Source organism: Streptomyces sp. HUAS TT11 (genome assembly GCF_051553595.1).
GTDB lineage: Bacteria > Actinomycetota > Actinomycetes > Streptomycetales > Streptomycetaceae > Streptomyces.
The window spans coordinates 1,335,277-1,362,076 of sequence record NZ_CP196184.1 but is presented as its reverse complement, the minus strand read 5'-3'; the positions used below and the strand labels follow the sequence as shown (position 1 = coordinate 1,362,076).

The 26,800-nt window shown below is 71.9% G+C and carries 21 protein-coding genes and 2 pseudogenes; 13 read left to right on the top strand and 10 right to left on the bottom strand.

Going from position 1 to position 26,800, the window contains the following annotated elements; all coding sequences use genetic code 11:
* Window positions 1-23 precede the first annotated feature (23 nt).
* Complete coding sequence (locus ACSHXN_RS06345) at window positions 24-1,004, bottom strand: Ku protein (RefSeq protein WP_438302784.1); 981 nt, start codon at window positions 1,002-1,004, stop codon at window positions 24-26.
* A 287-nt stretch (window positions 1,005-1,291) separates the two neighbouring features.
* Here ACSHXN_RS06345 and ACSHXN_RS06340 point away from each other — a divergent pair, with 287 nt between their 5' ends.
* The 6 genes from ACSHXN_RS06340 to pqqB all read left to right on the top strand — a co-directional run bounded on the left by ACSHXN_RS06340 (window position 1,292) and on the right by pqqB (window position 8,587).
* Window positions 1,292-2,497 (top strand): EfeM/EfeO family lipoprotein, encoded by a 1,206-nt coding sequence (locus ACSHXN_RS06340; RefSeq protein ID WP_438302783.1) that lies wholly within the window; start codon window positions 1,292-1,294, stop codon window positions 2,495-2,497.
* Window positions 2,494-3,723 carry an iron uptake transporter deferrochelatase/peroxidase subunit gene (gene efeB, locus ACSHXN_RS06335; protein WP_355129887.1) on the top strand — a complete coding sequence of 410 codons (1,230 nt, stop codon included), beginning with the start codon at window positions 2,494-2,496 and terminating at the stop codon, window positions 3,721-3,723. The genes ACSHXN_RS06340 and efeB overlap by 4 nt, the downstream gene beginning before the upstream one ends.
* A 202-nt stretch (window positions 3,724-3,925) precedes the next feature.
* Window positions 3,926-5,752 (top strand): phospholipase C, encoded by a 1,827-nt coding sequence (locus tag ACSHXN_RS06330; protein ID WP_355129889.1) that lies wholly within the window; start codon window positions 3,926-3,928, stop codon window positions 5,750-5,752.
* Between the two features lie 232 nt (window positions 5,753-5,984).
* Window positions 5,985-6,386: an SseB family protein gene (locus ACSHXN_RS06325; RefSeq protein WP_355129891.1), complete on the top strand. Its 402-nt coding sequence runs from the start codon at window positions 5,985-5,987 to the stop codon at window positions 6,384-6,386.
* 150 nt (window positions 6,387-6,536) lie between these two features.
* Window positions 6,537-7,649, top strand: a complete 1,113-nt coding sequence (locus ACSHXN_RS06320; RefSeq protein WP_356113177.1) for a hypothetical protein — start codon at window positions 6,537-6,539, stop codon at window positions 7,647-7,649.
* 59 nt (window positions 7,650-7,708) lie between these two features.
* Entirely contained in the window at window positions 7,709-8,587 is an 879-nt protein-coding gene (gene pqqB / locus ACSHXN_RS06315) for a pyrroloquinoline quinone biosynthesis protein PqqB (RefSeq protein ID WP_438302782.1), read from the top strand.
* A 4-nt stretch (window positions 8,588-8,591) separates the two neighbouring features.
* Here pqqB and ACSHXN_RS06310 read toward each other — a convergent pair whose 3' ends face one another.
* A complete protein-coding gene (locus ACSHXN_RS06310; protein WP_355129897.1) occupies window positions 8,592-8,984 on the bottom strand; it encodes a MarR family winged helix-turn-helix transcriptional regulator in 393 nt (130 codons plus the stop codon).
* A gap of 106 nt (window positions 8,985-9,090) precedes the next feature.
* Window positions 9,091-9,441 (bottom strand): VOC family protein, encoded by a 351-nt coding sequence (locus ACSHXN_RS06305; protein WP_355129899.1) that lies wholly within the window; start codon window positions 9,439-9,441, stop codon window positions 9,091-9,093.
* 240 nt (window positions 9,442-9,681) lie between these two features.
* Between ACSHXN_RS06305 and ACSHXN_RS06300 the strand changes: the two genes are divergently transcribed.
* The 5 genes from ACSHXN_RS06300 (at window position 9,682) to ACSHXN_RS06280 (ending at window position 15,472) form a co-directional block, all read left to right on the top strand.
* Window positions 9,682-9,969 carry a helix-turn-helix domain-containing protein gene (locus ACSHXN_RS06300; protein ID WP_355129901.1) on the top strand — a complete coding sequence of 96 codons (288 nt, stop codon included), beginning with the start codon at window positions 9,682-9,684 and terminating at the stop codon, window positions 9,967-9,969.
* Window positions 9,970-10,698: 729 nt separating this feature from the next.
* Complete coding sequence (locus ACSHXN_RS06295) at window positions 10,699-11,532, top strand: undecaprenyl-diphosphate phosphatase (RefSeq protein ID WP_355129903.1); 834 nt, start codon at window positions 10,699-10,701, stop codon at window positions 11,530-11,532.
* Between the two features lie 139 nt (window positions 11,533-11,671).
* On the top strand, window positions 11,672-12,595 hold the full coding sequence (locus ACSHXN_RS06290) for a glutaminase (RefSeq protein ID WP_438302781.1): 924 nt from the start codon (window positions 11,672-11,674) through the stop codon (window positions 12,593-12,595).
* Window positions 12,596-12,731: 136 nt separating this feature from the next.
* On the top strand, window positions 12,732-14,120 hold the full coding sequence (mptB, locus tag ACSHXN_RS06285) for a polyprenol phosphomannose-dependent alpha 1,6 mannosyltransferase MptB (protein ID WP_356113168.1): 1,389 nt from the start codon (window positions 12,732-12,734) through the stop codon (window positions 14,118-14,120).
* Complete coding sequence (locus tag ACSHXN_RS06280; RefSeq protein WP_355129909.1) at window positions 14,117-15,472, top strand: glycosyltransferase 87 family protein; 1,356 nt, start codon at window positions 14,117-14,119, stop codon at window positions 15,470-15,472. Before mptB ends, ACSHXN_RS06280 begins: the two co-directional genes overlap by 4 nt.
* Window positions 15,473-15,555: 83 nt before the next feature.
* Here the strand turns inward: ACSHXN_RS06280 and ACSHXN_RS06275 are convergent.
* Together ACSHXN_RS06275 and rho are read right to left on the bottom strand one after the other, a co-directional pair.
* A pseudogene (locus tag ACSHXN_RS06275) lies at window positions 15,556-16,374 on the bottom strand (D-alanyl-D-alanine carboxypeptidase family protein); the annotation flags it as partial.
* A 107-nt stretch (window positions 16,375-16,481) separates the two neighbouring features.
* Window positions 16,482-17,621 carry a transcription termination factor Rho gene (rho, locus tag ACSHXN_RS06270; RefSeq protein WP_355796857.1) on the bottom strand — a complete coding sequence of 380 codons (1,140 nt, stop codon included), beginning with the start codon at window positions 17,619-17,621 and terminating at the stop codon, window positions 16,482-16,484.
* A 455-nt stretch (window positions 17,622-18,076) separates the two neighbouring features.
* Here rho and ACSHXN_RS06265 point away from each other — a divergent pair, with 455 nt between their 5' ends.
* Window positions 18,077-19,285, top strand: coding sequence for a cytochrome P450 family protein (locus ACSHXN_RS06265; RefSeq protein ID WP_383354517.1), 1,209 nt, complete (start codon window positions 18,077-18,079; stop codon window positions 19,283-19,285).
* Window positions 19,286-19,392: 107 nt separating this feature from the next.
* Here the strand turns inward: ACSHXN_RS06265 and ACSHXN_RS06260 are convergent, their stop codons facing one another.
* A complete protein-coding gene (locus tag ACSHXN_RS06260; protein WP_355129913.1) occupies window positions 19,393-20,538 on the bottom strand; it encodes a glycoside hydrolase family 19 protein in 1,146 nt (381 codons plus the stop codon).
* A gap of 365 nt (window positions 20,539-20,903) precedes the next feature.
* On the bottom strand, window positions 20,904-22,487 hold the full coding sequence (locus ACSHXN_RS06255; protein WP_355129915.1) for an alpha-amylase family glycosyl hydrolase: 1,584 nt from the start codon (window positions 22,485-22,487) through the stop codon (window positions 20,904-20,906).
* 157 nt (window positions 22,488-22,644) lie between these two features.
* On the opposite strand from ACSHXN_RS06255, the gene ACSHXN_RS06250 reads away from it, so the two are divergent.
* Entirely contained in the window at window positions 22,645-23,388 is a 744-nt protein-coding gene (locus ACSHXN_RS06250) for a class I SAM-dependent methyltransferase (protein ID WP_355130152.1), read from the top strand.
* A 107-nt stretch (window positions 23,389-23,495) separates the two neighbouring features.
* Here ACSHXN_RS06250 and ACSHXN_RS06245 read toward each other — a convergent pair.
* The 3 genes and pseudogenes from ACSHXN_RS06245 to ACSHXN_RS06235 form a co-directional block, all read right to left on the bottom strand.
* Window positions 23,496-24,226, bottom strand: a pseudogene (locus ACSHXN_RS06245) (winged helix-turn-helix domain-containing protein).
* Window positions 24,227-24,347: 121 nt separating this feature from the next.
* On the bottom strand, window positions 24,348-25,520 hold the full coding sequence (locus ACSHXN_RS06240) for a serine hydrolase domain-containing protein (RefSeq protein WP_355129917.1): 1,173 nt from the start codon (window positions 25,518-25,520) through the stop codon (window positions 24,348-24,350).
* Between the two features lie 195 nt (window positions 25,521-25,715).
* Window positions 25,716-26,786 carry an ABC transporter permease gene (locus tag ACSHXN_RS06235; protein ID WP_355129919.1) on the bottom strand — a complete coding sequence of 357 codons (1,071 nt, stop codon included), beginning with the start codon at window positions 26,784-26,786 and terminating at the stop codon, window positions 25,716-25,718.
* Window positions 26,787-26,800 lie beyond the last annotated feature (14 nt).

Sequence of the window (26,800 nt, the reverse complement as noted above, 5' to 3'; positions counted from 1 at the left end):
CGCACCGGCCCGTCCCGGTAGGGCTATGCGCTGCGCCGTCGGCGGGCCGGCTGTTTCGCGGCTGTCTTCTTCGCCGTCTCCTTCGTCGCCGTGGTCTTCGCGGCTGTCTTCTTGGCGGTGCTCTTCTTCGCGGCTGTCTTCTTGGCAGGTGCCTTCTTCGCCTTGGCGCCGGCGGTGGTCTCCTTCGGGAGTTCGTGCACCTCGGCCTCGGGAGCCTCACCGCGGGACGCCTTCGCCCGGGCCACCGACGCCTGCAGTGCGGCCATCAGGTCGAGCACCCTGCCGGGTTCGCCCGCGGACTCGGGAGCCTCGGGCGGTGCGTGCCCCTCACGCTTGGCCTCGATCACCTGCTCGAGCGCCTCGGTGTAGTGGTCGGCGAAGTCGGGCCCTTCGAGGTCGTCGCGGGTCATCCGGTCGATCAGATGCTGTGCCTCGGTGATCTCGCCGTCGGAGAGCCGGATGTCCGGCGGTGCCAACTCGGCCGGGTCCCGGATCTCGTCCGGCCAGCGCATCGAGTGCAGCACCAGCGCCTCGTCCCGCACCCGCAGCAGACCCAGCCTCTCCCTGCCGTGCCAGGCGAACTTCGCCACGGCGACCTTCGCCGTCCTCGCCAGCGCCTTGCGCAGCAGGGCGTACGGCTTCGCGGCCACCGTGCCGGAGGCCTGGAGGTAGTAGCCCTCGCCGATGCGGAGCGGGTCGATGGACCCGGCGGGCACGAACGCCACGATCTCGATGGCCCTCGCCGTCGGCAGGGGCAGCTCCCGCAACTCCTCGTCGAGCACCGGGACGACCTGGTCCTTGGTGAGCGCGTAGCCCTTGCCGATCTCCTGCTGCGGGACCTCGCGGTCCTCGATCTCGCAGTACTTCCGGACCCGCACCCGGCCCATGTCCTGCAGGTGGTACTGGTGGAAGCGGACGCTGTGGTCCTCGGTCGCGGGCACCACGTCGACCGGGATGGTGACCAGGCCGAAGCTGATCGCTCCCGACCAGATGCTGCGGGGCATCGCAGACCTCCATGACGTGCCGCCGGGCCACCAGCCTACGAAGCGCTCGGGTGCACGGCACGGCGGAGTGGTCCGCGGGGATGACCGCGGCACGGGGTCATCGGCACGGGTCCGGGTCGCTGTGCCGGACCCTTCGGCGGGCGAGCCTCCGGTGAACCGCGAGGGAACTCTTGGTGTCAGTCCCTGCCGGGGGCTTTCCGGACGGGAAGCGCTGCCTAGCATGAGGTGGTCGCGCCGTACGAAGGCGCGCGGGTACGTTCGCACGTCGTTCGGGGAGGCGCGGAGGAATGCCGGTGCCCGGCCTCACCTCACGGAGGGGCCGCGTCTGGGCCGGGGGCGGGCTCCTGCTCACCCTCGTCCTGGTGGCGGCGTTGCTGATCACCACGCTCGGCGGAGCCCGGCACGCGCGGGCCGCCGGCGACGGGCTCCGGCACACGGCCGTAGAGGTGTCGCCGAGCGGCTGCGGCCGCGGCTGGACGAGTCCGGTTCCCGGGCTGCAGGTCTTCGATCTGCACAACACCTCGAGCGGTCCGGCGGAGGTGTACCTCGAGGATCCCCGCAGCCGGGCCGTGTACGGAGAGCTGGAGGGCCTCGCCGCGGGCACGACCCGTTCGCTGACCGTCCGGCTCGGCAAGGGCTCGTACGCCTTCACCTGCCTGCCCGACGACGCCGACGCGGTCACCGGCCCCACGGTCCGCGTCACCACCGGCGGCAGGCCCGGCCCCGCCGCTGTCCCCGTCACCGAGCACGATCTGATCCCCCTGGCCATCGACTACCAGAAGTGGGTCGGCGGGGGCCTGGACGACGTGGTGCGGCTGACCGGGCGGCTGCAGGACGCCATCGACCGCGGCGACCTCGGCGCGGCCCGCAAGGCCTGGCTGCCGGCGCACCTCGAGTACGAGCGGCTCGGTGCCGCGTACGACGCCTTCGGCGACGCCGACGCACAGATCAACGGAACGGACGCGGGGCTGCCCGGCGGTGTGAAGGACCCGTCCTTCGTGGGCTTCCACCGCGTCGAGTACGGGCTGTGGCACGGCGGGTCCGCGCAGCAGCTCCGCGCCCCGGCGGCCGCCCTCACCAAGGCCGTCCGCGATCTGCGCGACGAGTGGGCGCAGGCCCGTATGGACCCGGCGCAACTGGGTCTGCGGGCGCACGAGATCCTGGAGAACACCGTGCAGTTCGAGCTGACCGGGCGGACGGACTACGGCAGCGGCACCAGCCTCGCCACCGCCCGCGCCAGCGTCGACGGCACCCGGGCCGTACTGTCCCGGCTGCACCCCCTGCTCGCCTCGCGCTATGCGGACCTGCCCGTTCTCGAGGGGGACCTGGACCGCGCGCAACGCACCCTGGACGGCTTCCACCACGGCGACCGGTGGACCCCGCTCGCCGGGCTCGACCGCACCCAGCGGGAGCAGGTCGACGCCGTTCTCGACGACCTGGTCGAGCGGCTGGCCTCGGTGGCGACGCTCTGCGACCCCCGGAGGACCGTGTGAACGGCGGGCCCGCAACGGGTGGTTTCGGACGGCGCGGCTTTCTGCGTGGGGCCGCCCTCGCCGGTGCGGGCCTCGCCGCCGGGGGTGCGGCGGCCCCGCCCACCGCCGACGCCACGGGCGCACCGCCCGTCGTGCCGTTTCACGGCACCCACCAGCAGTCGGTGATCGCGGCCCCCCGCCGGGTCACCGCGTTCACCGCACTCGACGTCACCGCCGAGAACCGCGCGGAACTCGGTGAGCTGCTGCGCACCCTGACCGACCGTGCGCGCTTCCTGACCGCGGGCGGAACGCCCCCGGCCCTCGGTATCACCGGGCCGCCCGCCGACTCCGGTGTACTCGGCGACCGTCTGCCGTCCGGCGCGCTCGCGGTGACCGTCGGCGTCGGCGCCTCGCTCTTCGACGACCGCTTCGGTCTGGCCCCGCGCCGCCCGCGCAGACTCGCGACGATGCCCGCCTTCCCCGACGACGACCTCCGCGCCGAATGGTGCCACGGCGACCTCAGCCTCCAACTGCACGCGGACGACACCGACACCGTGCTGCACGCCCTGCGGGACATCGCGCGGCACACCCGCGGCGGCATGCAGGTCCGTTGGCGCCTCGACGGGTTCTCCAGCCCGCCCCGGCCCAGCGGAACCCCGCGCAACCTGATGGGTTTCAAGGACGGCACCGCCAACCCGGACCCCTCCGACGCACGCGAGATGGACCGCCTGATCTGGGTGGACCGCGGCATGGGCGAGCCGGACTGGGCGGAGGGCGGCAGCTACCAGGTCGTACGGCTGATCCGCATGCTCGTGGAGTTCTGGGACCGGGTCTCCCTGAGCGAACAGGAGCGGATGTTCGGCAGGGCCCGGGAATCGGGTGCGCCGCTCGACGGGAACGCCGAGCACGACACCCCCGACTACCCGAGCGACCCCAAGGGTGATGTCATCCCGCTCGACAGCCACATACGCCTCGCCAATCCGCGCACACCGGGGACCACCGGCCAGCGGATCCTGCGCCGTGCGTACAACTACGACCGGGGCGTGGACAGCAACGGCAATCTCGACATGGGACTGCTGTTCTGCTGCTACCAGCAGGACCTCACCCGTCAGTTCGAGACCATCCAGAAGCGCCTCGCGGGTGAGCCGCTCACCGACTACATCAAGCCGTTCGGCGGCGGCTACTTCTTCGCGCTGCCGGGTGTGCGGGACGATGCGGACTGGTACGGGCGCGCCTTGATGGCCTGAACCTGTTCAGACAACTTCCGGGTTTGTTGGTCAATACACGGTCAAGGTTTTCCCCTGCTTCCCTGACCCGCTGTTCATGTGTGCGACATCGCCGCTCCAGCGCCGTGCCGCCCGTCCGGCGGAGCATCCCTGACCGTACGGCGCAACGACGTTCGTGTCCGGAAGGTGAATCAGCATGGCCAGCAGGGGAAGAAGAGCAACGATGAGGGGCCTTGGCGCGCTCCTGGGCGCGGCCGCGCTCACGGCCCTCGGCGCGAATGTGCCGGCGTGGGCCGCCCCGCCGGCCGGGCACGGCCACGGGCAGAGCCACTCCTCGACGGCCACGCCCATTCAGCATGTGGTCGTGCTCTTCGACGAGAACGTCTCCTTCGACCACTACTTCGCGACCTACCCGCAGGCCGCCAACAGCGACGGCACCAAGTTCACGGCGTCCAAGAAGACTCCCAAGGACGTCGACAACCTGCGCACCGCCGGGCTGCTGACGAAGAACCCCAACCAGTACGCGCCCAAGCGGCTCACCCCGTCCCAGGCGGTGACCTGCGACCAGAACCACGGTTACGGGCCCGAGCAGTACGCCAACAACGGTGGAAAGAACGACCAGTTCGTCCAGAACACGGACTCGGGCAAGTGCTCCGGCAACCTGTTCGGCGAGCCGGGCCTGGTGATGGACTACTACGACGGCAACACCGTCACCGCGCTGTGGAACTACGCCCAGAACTACTCTCTGGGCGACCGCTCCTACAGCTCCGTCTACGGCCCGTCCACGCCCGGCGCGCTCAACCTGGTCTCCGGCCAGACCCACGGTGTCGTCTCCATGGACCCCGCGTCCGGCACCGAGCACCCCAAGCAGACCACGACGCCGGACTCCTACACGGTCCAGTCGCCCGACGCCAAGGGTGTCGGCACGGTCGTCAACGACCCCGACCCGGCGTACGACGACTGCTCCGGCAAGGACCACACCAGCACGAACGCGCTCGCCGCGATGCAGGGCCGCAACATCGGTGACGTGCTCAACTCCAAGAACGTCAGCTGGGGTTGGTTCCAGGGCGGCTTCCGGCCGTCCACCCCGTGGGACGGCCAGCAGGGCCACTACGCCAAGTGCGACACCACTCACACCAATGTCGGCGGTGCCGCGGCCATCGACTACAGCCCGCACCACTCGCCGTTCGAGTACTACAAGTCGACGTCCAACCCGCACCACCTGCCGCCCCGCAACGTCGACGAGATCGGCCACCAGGGACAGGCGAACCACAACTACGACCTGACGGACTTCAGCGCCGCCCTCAAGGCGGGCAAGCTCCCGGCGGTCAGCTTCCTCAAGGCCGCCGAGTACCAGGACGGCCACGCGGCCTACTCCGACCCGATCGACGAGCAGCACTTCCTGGTCGACGAGATCAACGCGATCCAGAAGTCGCCGCAGTGGAAGTCGACCGCCGTGGTCATCGCCTACGACGACTCCGACGGCTGGTACGACCACGCCTACGCCAAGCCGGGCAACGGCTCCAAGGACACCTCGGTCGGCTCCAACGGCAAGACCACCGACAGCCCGGCCTGCCAGGCCGGACCGGCGGCGACGGGCGGCTACGCGGACCGCTGCGGGCCGGGCACGCGCCAGCCGCTGCTCGTGGTCTCCCCGTACAGCAAGGTCAACAAGGTCGACCACACCCGGACCGACCAGTCGTCGATCATCCGCTTCATCGAGGACAACTGGCACACGGGCCGGATCGGTGACCACTCCTTCGACGCCGCTGCCGGCTCCCTCGGGAGCATGTTCGACTTCCGGCACCCGAACAACAAGCAGGTGCTCCTGAACACCGACGGCTCGGTGAAGTCGGTCGGCCCGATCCACCCGGTGAAGGCCGTCGCCACCAGCATCACCCCCGGTCCCGCCATGCAGAACACGGCGGCGACCACGGACGCGTCGTCGTTCCCCGCGCTCCCGCTGGGCGTCGCGGTGGGCGCCCTCGTGGCGGTCGGTGCGACCGGCACGTACCTCACCATGCGCCGCAGGGATCGCGCGGCCGCCTGACGCCGCGCGGACCTGAGCGGGCGGTGGCCCCGGGAAATCCCGGGGCCACCGCCCGCTCTCCGTCGCGTGTCACCGTGCCCGCGGTCGGCAGGGACCTCGGCGGCCGGTGAGGCACCTGCCGATCGCAGGCACGGATGACGCATGGCCCGACGCCGGATGGGTACGCGACCGGGACCCGCCCGGAGCCGGCGGTTCCGGGCTGTGCCCGCCCGCCACTATCTGGGGATCCGCCATGAACACGCCCGACAAGAACCACCGACCGACCGCAGCTCAGGCCGCACTCGACACTCTCGCGGTGCACGCCGAGGACTCGGACGCGCTGGACACGCTGGCCGGGAGCGACGTGCTCGTCCCCGTGCCGGACGACGTCGCCGAGGAGGAAGCCGTCGACCCCTACGCCGTGGCCCTGCCGGTCCTGGAGCAGCCCGACGGCGAGCAGACGGTCCCGGTGTTCACCTCGGAGACGGAAATGGCCGGTCTGCTGCCGTTCGTCTCCCGATACCGGCTCGTGCCGCTCGGGGCGCTCGCCTCCCAGTGGCCCACGGACGAGCTCACGCTCTCCATAGACGCCGCCTCGCCGCACGGGCTGACCCTGAACTCCGACGGGGTGCGCACCCTGCTGGCCCGCCATTAGGTCCTGCCGTTCGGATCAGGACCCGGAGGCGTTCCACCCGCCCGGTGCGTCCGCGCCACGCGCCCGCTCGGCCGCGGGCGCGTCGGGGCCCGCGGCCGTGCGCGGGAACCACCGTGCCGGGACGCGTCCGACCGAGGTCACAATGACCGCATGAGATGGATCTCCGGTGCGGTCGGCGCGCTGCTGCTCGTGGCCGTCATCGCCAGCATCCTGCGTACGCTGGTGGTTCCGCGCGGCCTGTACTCGGCGCTCATGTACCGACTGTGGTGGGTTCTGCGCGGCGTGCTGCGGCTCGGCGCCCTGCGCGGTGGCTACCCGGCCATCGACCGCGCACAGACCTGGCTCGGATCGCTGATCCTGATGGGCATGCTCGCGACCTGGCTCGGCGGGGCGCTCATCGCATTCGGCCTGCTGCTGTACTCGCTGTCCGCGCTGGGCTGGGCCGACTCACTCCGCGAGGCGGGCTCCAGCCTGTTCACGCTCGGCTTCGCCAGCGGCCGACGGCTGCACCTGTCGGCGCTCGACTTCCTCGCGGCGGCCACCGGGCCGGTGCTCATCGCCCTGCAGATCGCCTACCTGCCCACCCTGTACGCCGCCTACAACCGCCGCGAACTCGAGGTGACGCTGCTCCAGTCCAGGGCCGGCGAACCGGCCTGGGGGCCCGAGATCCTGGCCCGGCAGTGGCTCGTCGACACCGAGACCGCGCTGCCCGAGCTCTACCGGGCCTGGGAGCGACAGGCGTCGGACATCGGCGAGAGCCACTCCACGTATCCGGTACTGCTCTCGTTCCGCTCGCCGCGGGCCCACCGCCACTGGCTGGTCGGCCTGCTCTCCGTCATGGACGCGGCGGCGATGCAGCTCTCGCTGACCCCCGGCAGCGCCCCTCCGGAGGCCCGTCTGGTGCTGCGGGCCGGCTTCTCCGCCCTGCGTGACATCGCGCGTGCCCTGCGTATCCCGTTCGACGCCGACCCGGACCCGGACGCACCGATCCAGCTCACTTTCGCGGAGTTCGAGGCGGCCGTTGCGACGGTGTCGACGGCGGGGTTCCCGGCCGAGCGGTCGGCCGAGCAGGCCTGGCCCCACTTCCACGGCTGGCGGGTCAACTACGAGGCGATCGCGTACGAACTGTGCCGCCGCTTCGACGCCGTCCCGGGGCTTTGGAGCGGTCCGCGCGACTTCGCCTTCACCCCGATCCCGCCCCGGCGCCCCGTCGACCGGCAGCCGGCCGGAGATCGGCCGGAACTGCCCCCCGCGGCAGGGTAGCCGGGCCCGTACGGAGGGAAGATCCCACGGGAGGCGGCCGACGCGCTGGGGGGATGGTCGTGAGGGTCGTACTGCTGGGCACGGCGACCGGTGGCGGCTTCCCGCAGTGGAACTGCGCATGCCCGCTGTGCCATGCGGCGCGCGACGGCGAACTGCCCAGCCGCAGCCAGGAATGCGTGGCCGTCTCGGGCAACTCGCGGGACTGGTGGCTGCTCCACGCCTCACCCGACATCCGTACCCAGCTGACGGCGGCCGCCCCGCTGCGTCCGGGGCCCGGCCCGCGGGACACCCCGGTCAGGGGCGTGCTCCTGACGGACGCGGAGGCCGACCACGTCACGGGCCTGGGCGTGCTGCGCGGGGCTGCGGAGCTCAAGGTGTACGCGGCGCCACCGGTCCTGCACGCACTGGCCCCGCTGCGTGCGGCCCTCGACCGCTACGCCGTGTGGCAGTGGGCGGACGCCCTGACCGAGGGCGGATTCGTCCTGTCCGGTGGGCTGGTCGTCACGGCTCACCCGGTCGGCGACAGGGCGCCCGGATATCCACGCGACGCCCGCGGGTCCGCCCCCTGGGTGATCGCCTATCGCATCGAGGATCTGGCCACGGGCGGTGTCCTCGGGTACGCGCCGCGCGTGGGCGCCCGGTCCCAGCCCCTGGACGAACTGCTGCCGACGGCCGACTGCGCACTGCTGGACGGCACGTTCTACGCCGCGGAGGAGATGGGTACCGCGGTACCGGACGAGTACGGGCCGGCGGCCACGGGGCAGCCGGCCGGCACGGGCGAGTACGGCAGCCTGGTCGCCCTGGTCCGGCGTCCGGGCCGGATCCACAGCCCCCGCGGCGGTACGGACCCGTTGCCTGCCAGGGTCTCGGCGCCCCGCCGTCCGGTGATCGAGACCGGGGCCGAAGTCCTCCCGGACGGCGCGGAGTTCAGCGTCTGAGCGGTCACACCCCGGTCAGCGTGCGGGTCAGGACCTCGCGCTGCAACGGCAGCACCCGGGCGTGCAGTTCGCGGCCCCGCTCGGTCAGCGCGACCCACACTCCGCGCCGGTCCTCCTCGCACACCGAGCGCAGCACAAGACCGTCCTTCTCCAGCCGCGCGATCAGCCGCGACAGGGCGCTCTGGCTCAGGTGGACGCGTCCGGCGATGTTCTGCACCCGGCACTGGGAGCCGTGCTCGGGAGTCTCGGCGGCGAGTATGTCGAGCACCTCGAAGTCGCTCGCGCCGAGGCCGTGCGGATGCAGCACGCGGTCGATCTCGCACATGGTGCGGGCGTGGACCGACAGGATGTCCCGCCACTGCTCCTCGAGCCGGGCACCGGCCGTGTTCGCTGCCATACCCGCACGGTAACAGAAACGGGGCCCTTTGTTTACCGTGCAACTAGTGTGTCTGCAAGCAAAACCGGCCGGTGCCGGGGCGGCGCGGCGGTGCCCGGCCTGCCGTCTAGGCGACCGGCTCCTGGAGCAGCCCGACCAGGTTGCCGTCCGCGTCCCTGACCGAGGCGATCAGCTTGCCCCCGCCGACGTCCTGGACGTCCTGGAGCAGCTCGGCCCCGGCGTCCAGCAGCGCCGCGAGACGCGCCCTGAGGTCGGGCACCTGCCAGTAGGGCACAGGACCCGTCATGCCCTTGGCATGGCCGTTCGGGTCGAGTCCCAGTTCCTGCCCGGCGGCCCTGAAACCGACGTAGTACGGCTGGTCCGCGTAGGGCTCCACATCCAGGAGCGCGCGGAAGACGGCCTTCGCCGCCTCTAGGTCCTTCACGGGATAGATGATGGTCGTCAGGCCGGTGGTCATGGGTGCTCCTCCGTGAGGGGCGGGCCGATGCGGCCCGTCGTCGATGTCACGCTAGGGCCGCGGACCGCCCGCAGGCTTCTCCGAAACTGACCGGTTGCGCGGTCGTCCGCGGACCCTCGTCCGCAGCCGCGCCCGACCCGCGGCGGGGACGGCGCACCCCGTCACTTCGGCGCATTCGGGCCTCGGCTCCGTCCCGCACCGCACGCGAGAGTGGGTGGGAGGGCGGTACGAGGGGGCGGGATGCCGAGGAGACCCGTGAGCGGGCGGCGGATGCGCATTCTCGAGTGGCTGCGGGATCCGGTGACCCACTTCCCGCCGCAACGGCACGGCGATCGGGCCGAGGACGGGGTGACGGCGGCGGCCGTGGCCGAGAAGCTCGCCGTCCCCCGCTCCGTCGCCGAGGCCGATCTGCGCCTCCTCGCCGCCGTCGGTCTGCTGCGCACCAGAAGGATCCGGCTGCGTACGTACTACCGCCGTGACGAGGTACGCATCGCCGAGATAGCGCGCATGTTCGAGAAGGGGTGGTAGTCCAGGTCCCGGTACGCGGGCGCGCGTCCGCGGGGAACGGGCGGCGGCAGCCGCGCAGGCTGCGGGCGAACCCCTGGCGGCATCCCCGCGTGCCCGGGAGCCGTTACCCTGTTACCCGGCCGCGATCATGTATCGGGGCGCGACGGTGGGGGCCGCCCTGCCCGGCTCGCGGCGGTACCGCCGAGGGTTCCTGCTTGCGATCGAGCGTGCCCGTTCGACAGGGCCCCGGCGAGTAGGAGAAGTCTCCCCATGAGAAGCCTGGCGGAGCGTCCCGATTCCCGGACGGGGAAGGTGAGAACTCGTTGTGAATCGGCTGCGGGTGGTCGCCGGGTCGAACCGGACGGGCTCCGGGCCGCCTCGCGGTCCTCGGCGGGGGCGCCTCCGTGAACCATGCCACGGGCTGTGCGGTGCGGGGCCTGCCGGCCGCCGCGGTCACGGCCGTCCCCTGCTTGTCCCACCTGCGCTTTCCGGTCGGCAGGCGGCTGTGCGAGGCGCCGGCCCGCCGCCCGGCGTTCCTGTGGGGGGCCCTGCGGCCGACCGGGGCGGGGCCGGGTCCTACGCTGCCGCCGACGTCTTGGCGGGCGCGGCTGCGGGTCCGGGGGCGTCGCCGCCGCCGCTCCGGCCGCCGGGGCGCGGTGGCCCCGCTCGGCGGACGCGGCCCGCGCGTAGTAAAACCTTCTTGCACTACCGTCTACAGCACTGTCGACCAACTTCTCAGAACTGGATCCCATGAGCGTCATCAACGTCGGTCAGGCCGTAGTCCTCGGAGTCGTCGAGGGGGTGACCGAATTCCTTCCCGTGTCCTCGACCGGCCATCTCAAGATCACTGAAGGCCTGATGGACATCCCCGTCGACAACCAGGCCGTCGTCGGCTTCTCGGCCGTCATCCAGGTGGGCGCGATCGCCGCCGTGCTCCTGTACTTCTTCAAGGACATCGTGCGGATCGTCTCGGCCTGGTTCAGGGGTCTGGTGCACCGGGAGGAGCGGTATCACCACGACTACAAGTTCGCCTGGTGGGTCATCGCCGCGACCGTTCCGATCGTCCTGGTCGGCCTGGCCGCCAAGCCGCTCATCGACGGTCCGCTCGCCTCGCTGTGGGTGGTGGCGGGCTCGCTGATCGTCGGCAGTGGGGTGATGTGGTGCGCGGACCAGATGGGCCGGCACAAGCGCGGTGAGGACGACACCTCGTTCAAGGACGCGATGCTGGTGGGCGGCTCGCAGATCCTCGCGCTGCTCTTCCCGGGCTTCTCCCGCTCCGGCGCCACGATGTCGACCGCGCTCATCCTCGACCTCGACCGGGTCGCCGCCACGCGTCTGTCGTTCTTCCTCGGCATCCCCGCCCTCACGGGCGCCGGTATCTACGAGTTGAAGGACGCGCTCGGCGCGGGGGTGGGTGTCGCGCCGCTGGCCGTCGGCACGATCGTCTCCTTCGTGGTCGCGTACGCCTCGATCGCCTGGCTGCTGAAGTTCGTCGCCAAGCACTCCTTCAACGCCTTCGTGATCTACCGGATCGTCGTCGGTGTGGGTCTCCTGGGGTTGCTGGCGACCGGCACGCTCAACTGATCTCCGGCCGCCCGCGGGCCGCCGGGCGGCCGTGCACCGGACACGGGGCGTGGGGCCGGTGAGCGGCTTCACGCCCGGCCCCTGAGCCGGGGGCGGAGCAGGCGAGCGATCCGGCCCGCGAGGCGGCACGATGGAGTCCATGCCGTCGTCGCCGGCGTTCCAGCACGTACTGGAACGCATCGCCGAAGAGATCGAGAGGACGCCCGGGCGCGGCCGCGCCGCGGACTACATCCCCGCGCTCGCCGCCCTCGACCCGCGCCGCTTCGGCATGGCGGTGGGTGAACCGGACGGAACCGTGTACGGCGTGGGGGAATGGCGGCAGCCGTTCTCCGCCCAGTCCGTCACCAAGGTCTTCACGCTCGCCCTCGATCTGGCGGGTGAGGGCGACGCACTGTGGGAGCACGTGGGCCGGGAGCCGTCCGGCAACCCTTTCAACTCGCTGGTCCAGCTGGAGTACGAGAACGGCATCCCGCGCAATCCGTTCATCAACGCGGGCGCCCTTGTCGTCACCGACCGGCTGCACACCCGTACGGGCCACGCGGCGGAGACCCTGCTCGACTTCCTCAGAGCGGAGAGCGGCAACCCGGCGCTCGCCTTCGACCTGGACGTGGCCGCCTCCGAGACCGTGCACGGTGACCGCAACGCCGCCCTGGCCCATCTCATGGCGTCCTACGGCAATATCGACAACCCGGTGCCGGTCCTCCTCGAGGAGTACTTCCGGCAGTGCTCCATCGAGGCGTCCTGCGCGGACCTGGCCCTGGCCACCGGATTCCTGGCCCGGCACGGTCTCCGTGCCGACGGTACCCGGCTTCTGACGCGCAGCCAGGCCAAGCAGGTGAACGCGGTGATGCTGACCTGCGGCACGTACGACGCGGCGGGCGACTTCGCCTACCGGGTCGGCCTCCCCGGCAAGAGCGGCGTGGGCGGCGGCATCGTCGCGGTCGTCCCCGGCCGGTGCACCCTGTGCGTGTGGAGCCCGGGGCTCGACGAACGCGGCAACTCGGTCGCGGGTGTTGCGGCACTCGACCGCTTCACGACCCTCACGGGGTTGTCCGTCTTCTGAGTGCGAGGCTCTGACCGGGCTCTGCGAAGCCCAGGTGAACCACCGACCACGCGGAGGTCATGTGGAGGCCGCCCCGACGAGGGGCGGACGTCGCTTTCTCGCCACCCGTCGTTGACACGCTTTCCGAGTGTTGGCCATGGCATTCCCTGTCGATCTCCGCCGCTGCCAGGCGCTCGGTCTGGCCGGTACCGCCTTTCTCGCGTTGGGCGGTGAGACCGCCGGAGCACTGCCGGTCGCGGATCTGGTCTCCCCCGAGTCCGGGCGCGCCGCCCTCGGACTCGTGGGTGTCTACTTCGGGGTCGTCCTGCTGATCGCCGCCTGGGCGCTGCTCGGCAGGGTGATCCGCGGTCCCGAGCCGCCCACGCCGCGCGCGCTGTTGCTCGTTCTCGCGGTCTGGGCGGCACCGCTGCTGCTCGCACCGCCGCTGTTCAGCCGTGACGTGTACAGCTACCTCGCCCAGGGTGCCATGGTCGATGCGCACATCGACGTGTACGCGCACGGGCCCGCACAACTCGGCGGCCCGCTGGCGGACGAGGTCGCGCCGGTGTGGCGGGACACCGCGGCCCCCTACGGTCCCGTCTTCCTCGGTGTGGCCTCGGCGCTCTCCGGGCTGACCCGCGGTGAACTGCCCGCCGGTCTGATCGGCATGCGGCTGGTCGCCCTCGTCGGCGTGGCCCTGATGGCGGCGGCGCTGCCGCGCCTCGCCCGGCAGTGCGGTGCCGACCCGGCCGCCGCGCTGTGGCTGGGCGCGCTCAACCCGCTGGTGCTGCTGCACCTGGTCGCCGGTGCCCACAACGACGCCATGATGCTGGGGCTGCTGGGCGTGGGCCTGCTGGCCGCCCGCGGCCGCCTGCACCTCCTCGGAGTCGTCCTCGTGACACTTGCCGCGCTGGTCAAGGCACCGGCCGCGCTCGGCCTGCTGGCCGTCATCGCACTGCGCCGGCATGTGGGCCTCGCGAGAGCGGTGGCGACGACCACGGTCGCGGCGGTCCTCACCACGGTGGGGGTCACCCTGCTCGCCGGCACGGGATACGGCTGGGTCGCGGCGCTCAAGACGCCCATCTCGCCGCACAACTGGTCGCCCACGAGTGTTCTGGGCCGGATCACCGGTCGTCTGCTGGACGGCTTCGGCAGCGGCTTCGCGCCCCTCGCGATCCCGGTGTGGCATGCGGCCGGACTTCTCGCCACCATGCTCGCGGTGCTCTTCATATGGCTCAAGCTGCGGCCCGGACCGATCTACGCACTCGGTCTGAGCCTCGCCGTCGTGGCCGTCCTCGGCCCGGCGATCCGGCCCTGGTACGCCCTGTGGGGGCTGTTCCTCATCGCCGCCGCGGCGCCCAGCGCCTCCGTACGCCACCGGGTGGCCGCCGCCACCGCCGTCCTCGCCCTCGCCGTGCTGCCGAGCGGCGGACCGCCCGACCTGCCCCAGGTGGTCCTCGCCGTCTCCGGCGGCGTGCTCGCCGTGGTCGTGCTGTGGCAGGCGCACCAGGCTGCCCAGACCCCGATGTTGGAACGGACCGCGTGAGAGCGCCGCACACCGAGCGCGGACGGCTCGTCCTGGTCCTTTGTCTCGCCGCCGCCGTGACCCTCTTCACCGCGACGGTGCCACTGCTGCGCGGCTGGTTCGACCTGCGCGTCTACTACGGGACGGTGGACGCCTGGATGCACCACGGCGGCCACATCTACGACTATCGGGTGCCCGGGACGACGTACGGCTTCACCTATCCGCCGTTCGCCGCCCTGAGCATGCTGCCGATGGCGTTCGTCGGCCTGGACGCGGCCATCGTCTGCGCGCTGCTGCTCAACCTCGCCGCCGTCTCCTTCGTGCTGTGGATCCTGATCGGTCCGGAACTGCGCCGCTACGGCTGGTTCGGCTGGGCCCTGGCCGCATGTGCCCTGGCGATGCTCGAACCCGTGCGCGACACCTTCAGTTTCGGGCAGGTCAACCTGCTGCTGCTGGGCCTCGTGCTCACCGACGCCTGGCTGCTGTCCAGCGGACGCGGGCGTTTCGCCGGCATCGGCATCGGGCTCGCGGCGGCCGTGAAGCTCACACCCGCGGTCTTCATCGGCCTGCTGCTGCTCGCCCGGAGATGGCGGGCCGCCGCCGTCGCGACGGCCGTCGCCGTGGCGGCCACCCTGCTCGCGGCCTGGGCGGCACCGGGCGCCTCCCGCTTCTACTGGGCGCACGCCCTGTGGGACACGAACCGCGTCGGGCGCCTCGACTACGTGTCCAACCAGTCGCTGCAGGGCGTCCTCGCCCGGCTCGCGGCGCCGGACGATCCGAGCCACGTCGCCTGGGCCCTGGCCGTCCTCGCCGTCCTCGCCGTGTGGATGTGGCGCACGCACCGGGCGCTGCGGACGGGGGACTGGCGGGCCGCCTTCGCGCTCACCGGCCTCACGGCCTGCCTGATCAGCCCGATCACCTGGGTGCACCATCTCGTCTGGCTGCTGCCGTCGTTCGCCGTCCTGGTGCACGCGCGCCGGCTGCGGCTCGCGGCCGTCCTCTACGTCGTGCTGTGCAGCAGCGTGGTGTGGCTGTGGTTCGACGACGCGTCGGGGATCGACGGCTTCCTCGGCAGCAACACCTATGTGTGGATCACCCTCGGGCTGCTGCTGTGGCTGCCGGTCGGTCACCCACGTGCCGACCGCCTGCCTCTGAGCCGGAGTGCCAGCGCGACCAGCGCTCCCACGGCCAAGCCGACGGTTCCCGCGAGCACGGCCCTCGCCGGCCAGTCGGGGGCCGCCGCAGCCGCGGTCGGCACCGCGGTCGGCCCGGACCGTGACACGGCCGGCCGCGCGGGCAGGAGGGAGCCGACCGGTGTGACGCGTCCCGCGGCGGTGAAACCCCAGTCGAGCAGCGAGCGGGCCTCTTCGTAGACGTCGTGGCCGCGGTGCCGCTGAGGGTTCATCACCGTCACGACGAGGGTGCGCCCGCCGTGGCGCGCGGCGGCCACGAGCGTGTTGCCCGCGTTGGTGGTGTAGCCGTTCTTGATGCCGATCAGACCGGGGTAGGCGGCCACCCCGTCGCGGCCGGTCAGCAGTCTGTTGGTGTTCGCGATCTCGAACGAGGCCCCGCCGTTGCCGGGGAACCGCGACTCGACGGTGCCGCAGTAGCGCCGGAAGTCCGCGTTCTGGAGTCCGGCCCGCCCGAACACCGCGAGGTCGTAGGCCGACGACACCTGTCCATCGGCGTCGTACCCGTCGGGCGAGACCACGTGCGTGTCCAGGGCGCCCAGCTCGTGCGCCTTGGCCTGCATCTGGCGGACCGTCGAGGGCACACCGCCGTTGATCGCGGCCAGGACGTGCACGGCGTCGTTGCCGGAGTTCAGGAAGACGCCCCGCCACAGATCGCTCACCTGGTAGGTATGGCCCTCCTGGACGCCGACGAGGCTGCTGCCCGCCCCGATGCCCTGCAGTTCCTGCCCGGTGACGGTGTGCCGGGCGTCGGCGGGCAGCACCGGCAGGACCGTCAGGGCGAACAGCGTCTTGAGCGTGCTCGCGGGTGGCAGAGCGCGGTGCGCGTCGTGCGCGGCGAGCACCTCGCCCGTCGTGGCGTCGCCGACCACCCATGACAGTGCCGACACATCCGGCAGCGCGGGAGCCCCTGAACGCGGCTGCACCTGCGTCCCGGACGTGTACAGGAGCGAGGCGGCCGGGCGGGGGGCGCCGGGGCCGCTTCCCGTGGCGGCGGCCGCCGGGTGCACCGGCAGGGCCAGCGCCCAGATCGCACTGAGAGCGCACCAGGAGGAGGCCGCGCGGAACGAGAATCGGATGGTCATAACGCACACCGTAGGAACGGTGAGGGTCCGTATGCCCCGAGGAGATGGGCCGAGTGGGGGGAGGTGCACTCGGATGTCGCACATCCGGGGGGATCGGAGCCGAAGGCTCAGCCGACGGGCAGCGTGGGCTGGACGAGCCGCAGGAAGGCCGCGTTGTCGGGGGTGGCCCGCATCCGCTCCAGCAGGGTCTCCAGGTTCGCCTGTCCCTCACGGGACTGCAGAGCGCGGCGCAGGCCTCGTACGGCCGTCAACTCATGTGCCGGAAGGAGGAGCTCTTCGCGGCGGGTGCCCGAGGAGGTGATGTCCACGGCCGGATAGACCCGGCGGGAGGCGAGGGCGCCGTCCAGGCGGAGCTCCATGTTGCCGGTGCTCTTGAGCTCTTCGAAGAAGTAGGCGTCCGCGCGGGACCCCGTCTCCACCAGAGCGGTGGCCAGGATGGTGAGCGAACCGCCTTCCTCGGCGAGGCGTGCGGCGCCGAACAGCCGCTTGGGGCCGTGCAGGGCCGCGGCGTCCACGCCTCCGCTCAGGGTGCGGCCGCCGGCGGCGGCCACGTTGTTGTGCGCCCGGCACAGCCGGGTCAGCGAATCGAGCAGGATGACGACGTCCTCACCCTGCTCGACGAGTCGCTTGGCGCGTTCGACGACCAGTTCGGCGAGCGCGATGTGCTGCTTCGGCGTCCGGTCGAACGTCGAGGCATGGACCTCGCCGTGCACCGAGCGCCGCATGTCGGTGACTTCTTCCGGCCGCTCGTCGAGCAGCACCACCAGCAGGTGGCACTCGGGGTGGTTGCCCGCGAGGGCCGCGGCGATCTGCTGGAGCAGCACGGTCTTGCCCGTTTTGGGCGGCGCGACGATGAGCCCGCGCTGCCCCTTGCCGACGGGGGAGACGAGGTCGAGCACGCGTCCGGACAGGCCGGCCGCCGGGTGTTCGAGCCGCAGCCGCTCGCTCGGGTGCAGCGGGGTGAGGTCGCGGAAGTGCGGGCGGTGGCGCAGCTCCTGCGGGGAGCGGCCGTTGACGCTCTCGACCTCGGTGAGGGAGCGTCCGCCGCGGGTGCCGACGACGGTGTCGCCCCTGCGCAGCCCGTATCGGCGGACGAGAGCCGGCCCGACCTGGAGGTCGGCGGGCGAGGACAGGCAGCTTCCGGCGCGCAGATGCCCCTTGCCGTGCTGGTCGATGTCGAGCACGCCGGTGACGGTCTGAGGCGGGACCTGCTGCTGTGCGGGGGGTTGTTCCAGAGTGATGGTCATGCGTGGTCCTTTCGAGGACGGACTGCACGGGACAAGAGGGGGAAGGGCCGGGAGGCGGCATGATCACGCCTCGTCGCGGCGGAGATCGGTACCTCGGGCACGGCGATGCGTGCCACTCACGAGGTGATCCGGGAAAGCCGATACGTCGGTCGCAGAAGGACGGACGGTTCGGCGAACTGGGGTGAAAGCACCGGCGCCCGAGAAGGGGCGTCCACAGGTGCTGATCGCACTGTAGCACTCAGTGGGCCGGACGGGTGCGCCACGGCACCCGAAGCTTCCAACGTGTCGACCGTCTTGTTCATTCCGGGCTCCGGGCTCCGGGAGTACGGGCCACCACCCACGCGCACAGGTGCTGCGCGTGACGCCGGGAGCGGGCAGAATCGTCCGTCGTACGGCGTCGGTCCTACCCCTTCGACGAGGAGTTGCCGGTGGACCCTTCCGCCTCACCGCACCGCATGGCCCCTTCGGGCGGCTGCCCCCACGCCGGCAACGCGCGGTTGCTCGCCCGGGGTGCCGTCGTACCGGTCGTGCTGCCGGGGGAGATCGAGGGGATGGCGGTAGTGGGGCACGAGGCGCTCAGGGAGTTCCTCGCGCACCCCGACGTCGCGAAGAACGCGCGGCACTTCACCGCTCTGCGCGAGGGCCGGATCAGCGAGGGCTGGCCCCTGCTGACCTTCGCCACCGTGCAGGGCATGACGACCGCGGACGGTGAGGACCACCGGCGGCTGCGCTCGCTCGTGAGCCGGGCGTTCACGGCGCGGCGCGTCGAGGAGCTGCGGCCCCGCATCGAGGAGCTGACCGTCTCGCTGCTCGACGACCTCGCCCGCGCGGCCGCGTCGGACGGCGGGGTGGCCGATCTGCGGCGGCACTTCGCGCTGCCTCTGCCACTGGGCGTCATCTGCGAGCTGCTCGGTGTCGAGGACCGTTACCGGGACCGGCTGCACCAGCTGTCCGGGCATGTCGTGGCCACCGACATCGGCCCGCAGCAGGTGATCGCCGCGAACCGCGAACTCGTCGCCGTCCTCGGCGAGATCGCGCAGGCCAAGGCCGAGCGCCCGGGAGGCGACCTCACCAGTGCGCTCATCGCCGCCCGCGACGAGGAAGGCGACCGGCTCAGCCATCAGGAGCTGATCGGCACCCTGGTACTGATGATCATCGCCGGGCACGAGACCACGCTGAATCTGATCACCAACGCCGTACGGGCGCTGTGCGGCCACCGCGACCAGCTTGCACTCGTCCGGTCGGGACACGCGGCCTGGGAGGACGTCGTCGAGGAGACCCTGCGCTGGGACGCTCCCGTCAGCTACTTCCCCTTCCGCTACCCCGTGCGGGATCTGACCGTGAGCGGCACGGTCCTGCCCAAGGGCACGCCCGTGCTGGCCGGATACTCCGCCGCCGGGCGCGACCCGGCAGTCCACGGGCCCGACGCCGACCGGTTCGACGTCACCCGGCCCCGCCGCGTGGGGGCCGTGCGGAGCCTCTCGCTCGGACACGGCGCCCATTACTGCCTGGGCGCGCCGCTGGCCCGCCTGGAGGCAGGGATCGCGCTGGAGGGCCTGTTCACCCGCTTCCCGGACCTCGACCTCGTCCAGTCCGAGGGCGAGCCGCCCCGGCACGCGAGTTTCGTGGGCAACAGCGTGCTCACCCTGCCCGTGCGCCTGTGATCCCGCGCTCGCATCGGTCGGGCAGGAGGCCGATGCCCGGTGCCTTCCCGGGCCGGCAGGGGGCGAGGAGAAGGGCCGGGGTACGGGACCCCGGCCCTCGGGCGTGCTCAGCAGTACAGGTTGGAGCCGGGGCTGACTCCGAGGATGGAACTGAAGCGCTGGTAGGCGTCCACGCGGCTCTGGACCTGTGCGGGGTTGCGTCCGTCGCACTCCAGGGAGCCGTTGATGCTGCGGATCGTCTGGCCGAATCCGGCCTGGTTGACCATCGCGTTGTGCGGGGTCATCGTGCCGGGGCCGGACTGTGTGTTCCAGTACCACAGGCCCGTGCGCCAGGCCACCGCGGAGTCGTTCTGCACCAGCCACGGGTTGTTGAGGAGGTCGATACCGAGCGCGTCCCCCGCGGCCTTGTAGTTGAAGTTCCAGCTGAGCTGTATGGGACCTCGTCCGTAGTAGGCCGCCTGACCGGCCGGGCAGCCGTAGGGCCGGCTCCAGTCGCAGTAGGTGGGGTAGTTGGCCGTGTTCTGCTCGACCACGTAGACCAGCCCGCCGGTCTCGTGGTTGACGTTGGCGAGGAAGGCCGCGGCCTCCTGCCTCTTCACGGTGTCGCTGCCCGTCTTGGCGAACCCGGGGTAGGAGCTGAGCGCCTGGACGAGACCGTTGTAGGTGTAGAAGGAGTTCCGGTTCGGGAACATCTGGTTGAACTGGGCCTCGGTGACCACGAACCCTGACGGGTTCTGGTTGCCGCCGCCGCCCGCGGGGGCGGTCCACTTCTGGTTGGCCGCGCCGGTGCAGCTCCAGATCTGCAGGCGGGTGCCGTTGGCGGAGTTGTTGTCCCGCACGTCCAGGCACTTGTTGGCGGCCGGGTTGACGATGTCGTGGGCCGCCGTGACCACCCACTGCTGGTTGGCGCTGCCGGAGCAGTCCCACAGCTGGACCGCCGCGCCGTCGGCGGTGCTGCGGTCGACGACGTCGAGACACTTGCCGAGCGCCCGCAGGGTGCCGTCACCCGGGTTGGACCAGAGCTGCGCTCCGGTGCCGTTGCAGTCGTAGAGCTGTACGGCGGTGCCGTTGGCGCTGTTCGCTCCGGCCACGTCGACGCACTTGCCGGCGAGTCCGGTGATCCGGCCGTCGGCGGCGTGAGCGGGCAGCACGGTCGAGAGGGCCATGAGGACGGCGGCGAGAACGGCGCCGACCGTGAGTCGGCCCAGGGAGACGCGTCTGGGGAAGAAGCGTCGGAGGCGGGGGGTGGCCATCACGGAGTTCACTCCTTGTCGGTTCTGGACGTTCCGGGTGACGACGATGTGAGCGGCGCCGGGGACGCCCCGCTCCTGCGTGGGCGCCCGTCGTGGCCGTGCTCGACAGGTGGTCGTTGCGCCTGAACTTCGTTCGTACGCAAGTGATGTGACGGCCCGGAACCTAAAGGTCTGAACCAATCGCGTCAAGAGGTGAAGCGTCGCAACGTTGTCGTCCCGGCCAACTTCCCAGAAGTCGAAGGCCGCCTCGGGGGGCGCGGAAGACGGGTGGAACCGGCCGCGCCCGGGCCGTATCCGATGGGGGATCGGCCCGGGTGTGGTGCAGCGGCCGAGTGCCGGGGAGCGGTCCCGGGCACCCGACCGCTCTATGCGTCCAGTTCGAAGACGCCGTAGCCGAACCCGCGGGCCGTGATCGTCCCGCCGGAGACCTCCACGCCGGAGGATTCCAGGGCGCGGGCGGCGCCGGGGAAGGGATGGGCGGACTCGTCCCGGCGGGGGTTGACGACCACCAGGTAGCGGCCGCCCCGTACGTACACGAACGGATATCCCGTGTGCAGCACCTCGAGCGAGCCCCGCGGGCCGAGTTCCGGCGTGATCGAGCGCAGGGCGATCAGCCGGCGGACGAGGTGCAGCAGCGAGGTCTCGTCGGTGCGCTGTGCCGCGACCGTGGGGCGATCGGGGGAGGGGTCGAGGGGGAGGTAGAGCCGGTGCCCGGGGGAGGTGGAGAAACCTGCGTTCGGACCGTCGTCCCACTGCATCGGGGTGCGGGAACCGGCGCGGTTGTAGCGCGGACCGAGGACGCTGCCCTCCTTGTCGGGCAGTCCGGGGACGTAGCGCATGCCGATCTCGTCGCCGTAGTAGATCGCCGGCAGCGTCGGCCACGTCAGCTGGAACGCGAAGGCCGCGGGCAGTTGTTCGGGCGTACGCGGGCCGCAGTTCAGGCGGGAGAAGTCGTGGTTGGCGGTCGGCAGGGAGATGAAGCCGGAGCCCCGCACGGCCGTCGCCGCCTTGTCGTACGCCTCCACGAACGGGCGTGGGGAGCCTTTGCCCTCGGGGTCGAAGAAGCAGTCCATCGGGTCCCAGGCCGCATCCAGAGTGCCCTCGCCGTTGTTCCACAGCGAGCGCAGGGGGAGGCCGTTGCTGGGGCCGCCGAAGTGGAGGAAGAAGTCCGTGTGGAAGCCTGCCGGGACCGACACCTCCGGGTCGCCCCACTCCGACAGCAGCACGGTCTCCGGATGGGCCCGGTCCAGCCACTGCCGGAGTTCGGTCCAGACTCCGGCCGTCTCCGAACGGTCCGGGTCGTCCTTGACGAGTGAGGCGGCCATGTCCACACGGAACCCGGCGAGGCCGAGCCGGAGCCAGTGGTCCATGATCTCGCGGAGCGCGGCGCGATTGGCGCGCGGGCCCTCGGCGTCCACGGGCTGCCGCCAGGGTTCGGCCGGATCCTCCCGCGCATAGCCGAAGTTGAGCGCGGGCTGGACGTCGAAGAAGTTCGGCAGGTACGAACCGGGACGGGTTCCGGGCGAGGGGACGAAGCCGTCGGGACGGCCCTCGGGGGCCCAGATGTAGCGGTGGTCGTCCGGGTCGTCGGCCGAGGCCCGGAACCAGGGATGCCGATCGGAGGTGTGCCCGGCCACCAGGTCGAGCAGGATGCGGATCCCGCGGCGGCGCGCCTCGCCGACGAGTGCGGCCAGGTCTTCGGCGGAGCCGTAGCGCGGCGCGACGGTCAGGTAGTCGGCGACGTCGTACCCCGCGTCGCGGAAGGGCGAGACGAAGCAGGGGTTGAGCCACACGGTGTTGACGCCCAGCCACTCGAGGTGGTCCAGACGCTCGGCGATCCCGTTGAAATCGCCGATGCCGTCGCCGTCGGAGTCGGCGAACGACTGCGGATAGATCTGGTAGAAGACGGCGTCGGCCAGCCAGGCGGGGGCGGGACGGAACGAAGTCATGGGCGGGACCCTACGGCAGCGTGCGCGGATCCGGAGGAGCGCGTCCCCCTTGATCGAGGACGTTCCGGCGTGCATGGCCGGGAAGGGCCCGCCCCGGTCCCGGCTCCTCGCGGGTAAGGGATCCCGTCCGTCCTCCGCAGCCCCTAAGCTGACCATGATGTTCTCCCCGCACGGTCCCACCCTCCGCGAGCTGGCCGTTCAGGCGCTGTCCTCGGTCGAGCGCGGCTACGACCTGCTCGCGCCCAAGTTCGACCGCACCCCGTTCCGCACGCCCGACTCCGTGCTCGACGCGGTCGAGGAGGAACTCGAGGCCTTGGGGCCCTTCGAACACGGGCTGGACCTCTGCTGCGGTACGGGCGCGGGCGTGGATGTGCTGCGCAGGGTCTGCCGCGGGGGCGTGACCGGCGTCGACTTCAGTGCGGGGATGCTGGCCGTCGGACGGGAGCAGGTGCGCTCCGGCGGTCCGCCCGGCGTCGCCTGGGTGCGCGCGGACGCCCGCGCCCTGCCCTTCGGCCCCGCCTTCGACCTGGTCGTGAGCTTCGGTGCGTTCGGTCACTTTCTGCCGGAGGAACTGCCCGGGCTGTTCGCCGGGGCCCACCGCGTGCTGCGGCCGGGCGGACGGTTCGTCTTTCCGATCGGGGCCCCGCCGCGCCCGGACTCCGCCTGGTACTGGGCGTCGCTCGGCTTCGACGCCGCGATGCGCGTGCGCAATGCCGTCCGGCGGCCGCCCTTCGTCATGTACTACCGGACCTTCCGCTTCGGTGACGTACGGCGTGAGCTGTCACGGGCCGGTTTCACGGTCGAGCACCGGGCGCTGCCCGCCTTCGGGCGCCGGCCCGACGGCAGCCCGCGCTGCCGGCTGATCGTGGCCACAAAGGGGAGCGGCACGTCGCGGGCCTGACCGGATGGTGCGGCGCGCGCCGGGATCCTCCTCTCGCCGGCCCGGCGCGGTGAACGACCGGGGGCGACCGGCCGCCCGTGAGCGCGTGACGGACGTCATCCGCGGTGTCATTCGGCTGCGGGCAGGGTGAACTCGTGGACCAGTGCCGCCTGTCGGGCCTCCACCGTCAGATCGGTGACCTCCAGCGGCCGCTCCCACTGCTCGTGCACCCGCCGTGTCACCCGTACCGACGTCGGCAGCGGGCTGATCGTGTCGCGGAGGTGCAGGGTCAGTCCCGCCGTGCGCATCCAGTCGTCTGCGCGCCAGGGTTCCGCCGAGGCGCGAGCGTCCGCACGGTCGCGGTAGCGGGCCGGCTCCGGCACCTCGGCCACGGCGACCGCGGAGAAGGAGGTGACGGCCGTCCTCGTCCCGGACCCGTCCACCGCGGCCGATGTGCAGCGGTGGACAAGGGTCGGCCGCCGGGGTGCGAGGCCGAGTGCCCGGGCCTGCCCGGGAGTGGGCACCTCCCAGGTGACGGTGGCCGGCCGGGCTCCGTGTCGTGCGCCGCCCCGACGGGGAAGGCCGGCGAGGGGAAACGGCCGGGAGTGGCGCCGGGCAGCACGGCGTGACTCCCGCGCCGGTCGACGGCGACAAGACCTCCGCGGCGCAGCATCTCCAGCGCCTGGCGCACGGTCTCCCGGCTGCCGCCGAAGTGTGCGCCAACTGCCGCTCGCCGGGGAGCCGTTCGCCGGGCGGGACGGTTCCCTGACGCAACTCGCCCAGCAGTTCGGCGGCGAATCCGCCGGTAGAGCGGCTCCTCGGGTGCGTGGGGATGTTCCGGTCGGGTGGTGCGGGCCATGTCCGCGCCTCCTGGTGACCAGACGTCGCCGTGCGGGACCAGTGCGCGACCAGATCCGGCGTCGGTCCGAACCACCAGGGAAGGGCGGCCCGGGAGTTCCGCCGGATCCGGTCCGCACCGCCTACGCCTGGAGCGAGCGGTACAGGGCGTCCAGGAGTGCCATCTTCCGCGGGTCGTCGGCGATGTGCGGCCCCATCCGGTTCATGACGTAGCCGAGGGAGACGGCCGCCTCGGGGTCGGCGAGACCGCAGGAACCGCCGAAGCCGTCGTGTCCAAAAGCCCTCGGGTTCGGTCCGTAGGAACCTTCCGCACCGCTCAGCCAGACCCCCAGCGCGATCTCCGTGTCCCTCCCCAGCCCGGCGCCCAGCACCAGATCCCGGCAGCTGCCCTGCCCCTCACGCACCCGTTCGGCGGCCCCGGGCGACAGCACCTGCCGTCCGTCCCATGACCCCCGCCCGGCGAAGATCCCGTACAGCGCGGCGACCGCCCGGGCCGTGCCGTGGCCGTTGAGAGCGGGCAGCTCCGCGGCCCGCCACCCGGGGCTGTTGGCCTCTGCGGCACCGACCAGCGGATTGGCCAGGGCCGCCAGGGCCACGGGTGTCAACTGGGAGAAGGCCGCGGCCTGTTCACTGCTGTCCGCAACCGGTGGCTGGACCAGCTCCGCCGCCCTGCCGGACTCCTTCTCGGGCAGCCCGATGGTGAAGTCGATGCCGAGCGGTCCGGTCACCTCGCGCTCCAGGAACGCACCCGGCAGCAGCCCCGAGACCCGCCGTACCACCTCACCCACCAGGAACCCGTAGGTCAGTGCGTGATATCCGCTTCTCGTGCCCGGCTCCCACCAGGGTTCGGTCGCCGCGAGCCGGGCGACGGTCAGTTCCCAGTCGTACAGGTCGTCCACCGAGTGCGGTTCCCGCAGCCCCGCGAGGCCGGCGCGGTGGGACAGCAGATGCCGCACCCGCACGGACTCCTTTCCCGCGGTCGCGAACTCGGGCCAGTACTCGGCCACCGGAGCGTCCAGATCCAGCAGACCGCGGTCGGCCAGGATGTGCAGACACAGGGCGGCCGGGCCCTTGGTCGTGGACCAGACGTCGACCACCGTGTCGCGTTCCCAGGGGCGGGTGCGCCCCGCGTCCGCCCACCCGCCCCACAGGTCGACCACTGTCTCGCCGTTCAGCGTCACGGCGACGGCCGCACCGAGCTCCTGCCGCCCGCTGAAGTTCTCCTCGAACGCCTCGCGGACCGCCGCGAAACGCGGATCGCACCGTCCGTCGATCTCTGGCTCGTACGGGGACATGGGCCCTCCGATCCGTCGCAGGCCCGCCCGGCCGGGCGGGCGGGGCGTGTTGAACATACCGACTGGTCGGACTGAGTGGAAGCCGTCGGACGGGCCCGGGGGACAGCACGCCGCAGCGCGGCCGCCGCCGGTCCCTCTCGCCCCGGCACGGGTCCCGCCGGCGGCGTCACCACGGTCATGGCGGGCGTGGCACCGTCACTCCGAGCGCTCCACCGCGCTCCGGTAACCGGGATGACGGTGCTTGAAGAGCCAGAAGACGGTCGATGCGACCAGGGCCCAGCCGGCGAGGACCAGGAAGGGGAAGGCGTGGAGCCGGCCGGTGAAGTAGACCTCCGTGTGGATGGCGCTGATGGCGGCGCCCGTGGGCAGCCAACGGCCCACGGCGCCCAGGAGCGGGGGAAGGAGCGGCCAGGAGACCGCACCGCCGGACGAGGGGTTGCCGATCAGGACCATCAGGCCCCAGGTGGGGATGATGGCCCACCGCCCGATCAGGACCGCGAACATCAGGAAGACCATGCCTGCGGCGAACATCGTCAGCGCCAGTGTCAGCCAGGCCGGCACGAAGGGCAGAACGACCGCGTGGAGCAGCCAGTCGACGACCGCGGCGATCGCGAACGCCCCGAGCAGGGAGTAGGCGACGGTGAACCCGATGCGCTGGCCGGGGGTCAGTTCCTTCGCGTGCACGTTCATCTGGATCGCGCCCACGAAGCCGAGCACCACCGCCGCCAGCGCGATGTAGAAGATCGCCAGACCGCGCGGATCGCCTCTCTGGTTCGGTTTGATGTCCCGCACCGTGACGTGCGTGCCCGCCTTCTCCCCGACGGCGGGGGCCGCCTGCTCCAGGACCTGCGCCACCGACGCCCCCGACGCGGACGAGACGTCCATCGTCACCCTCCGCTCCTGCCGCACGTCGAAGATCGCGAACACCGTCTGCTCCTCGACCGCGTTCCTGGCCTGCGCGTAGTCGGGGTATCTGTGCACGTCGAGCGAGGCGTTCAGCGCCTTCTCCATGCCCGCGAGGAAGGCCGCGCCGTGCGCCGTGCCGTGCGGGTCCACGACCGCGACCGGCACCCGGTGCGGCACGGGGTCGGAGAAGGCGTAGGTGTACGACCACGCGAAGAGACCTGCCACCATCGCGATGATGAACACGAGGACCGTCGCGGGCAGGAACGGGGAGCGCCTGGCCGCCTCCCAGCGCTCGGCCCGTGTCGGAGGCCGCCCGTGGGCTCCGTGGCCACCGGTGTCGTGCGCCTCGGACTCGGGCATGGCAAAGACGCTAG

Coding starts and splice junctions, on each gene's coding strand:
- ACSHXN_RS06250 (WP_355130152.1), top strand. CDS start 22,645: ATGTTCTCCCCGCACGGTCCCACCCTCCGCGAGCTGGCCGTTCAGGCG.
- ACSHXN_RS06290 (WP_438302781.1), top strand. CDS start 11,672: ATGCCGTCGTCGCCGGCGTTCCAGCACGTACTGGAACGCATCGCCGAA.
- ACSHXN_RS06300 (WP_355129901.1), top strand. CDS start 9,682: ATGCCGAGGAGACCCGTGAGCGGGCGGCGGATGCGCATTCTCGAGTGG.
- ACSHXN_RS06255 (WP_355129915.1), bottom strand. CDS start 22,487: ATGACTTCGTTCCGTCCCGCCCCCGCCTGGCTGGCCGACGCCGTCTTC.
- ACSHXN_RS06260 (WP_355129913.1), bottom strand. CDS start 20,538: ATGGCCACCCCCCGCCTCCGACGCTTCTTCCCCAGACGCGTCTCCCTG.
- ACSHXN_RS06330 (WP_355129889.1), top strand. CDS start 3,926: ATGAGGGGCCTTGGCGCGCTCCTGGGCGCGGCCGCGCTCACGGCCCTC.
- ACSHXN_RS06240 (WP_355129917.1), bottom strand. CDS start 25,520: ATGTCCCCGTACGAGCCAGAGATCGACGGACGGTGCGATCCGCGTTTC.
- ACSHXN_RS06235 (WP_355129919.1), bottom strand. CDS start 26,786: ATGCCCGAGTCCGAGGCGCACGACACCGGTGGCCACGGAGCCCACGGG.
- ACSHXN_RS06310 (WP_355129897.1), bottom strand. CDS start 8,984: ATGGCAGCGAACACGGCCGGTGCCCGGCTCGAGGAGCAGTGGCGGGAC.
- ACSHXN_RS06305 (WP_355129899.1), bottom strand. CDS start 9,441: ATGACCACCGGCCTGACGACCATCATCTATCCCGTGAAGGACCTAGAG.
- mptB (WP_356113168.1), top strand. CDS start 12,732: ATGGCATTCCCTGTCGATCTCCGCCGCTGCCAGGCGCTCGGTCTGGCC.
- ACSHXN_RS06325 (WP_355129891.1), top strand. CDS start 5,985: ATGAACACGCCCGACAAGAACCACCGACCGACCGCAGCTCAGGCCGCA.
- ACSHXN_RS06295 (WP_355129903.1), top strand. CDS start 10,699: ATGAGCGTCATCAACGTCGGTCAGGCCGTAGTCCTCGGAGTCGTCGAG.
- rho (WP_355796857.1), bottom strand. CDS start 17,621: ATGACCATCACTCTGGAACAACCCCCCGCACAGCAGCAGGTCCCGCCT.
- ACSHXN_RS06265 (WP_383354517.1), top strand. CDS start 18,077: ATGGCCCCTTCGGGCGGCTGCCCCCACGCCGGCAACGCGCGGTTGCTC.
- ACSHXN_RS06320 (WP_356113177.1), top strand. CDS start 6,537: ATGAGATGGATCTCCGGTGCGGTCGGCGCGCTGCTGCTCGTGGCCGTC.
- ACSHXN_RS06345 (WP_438302784.1), bottom strand. CDS start 1,004: ATGCCCCGCAGCATCTGGTCGGGAGCGATCAGCTTCGGCCTGGTCACC.
- ACSHXN_RS06340 (WP_438302783.1), top strand. CDS start 1,292: ATGCCGGTGCCCGGCCTCACCTCACGGAGGGGCCGCGTCTGGGCCGGG.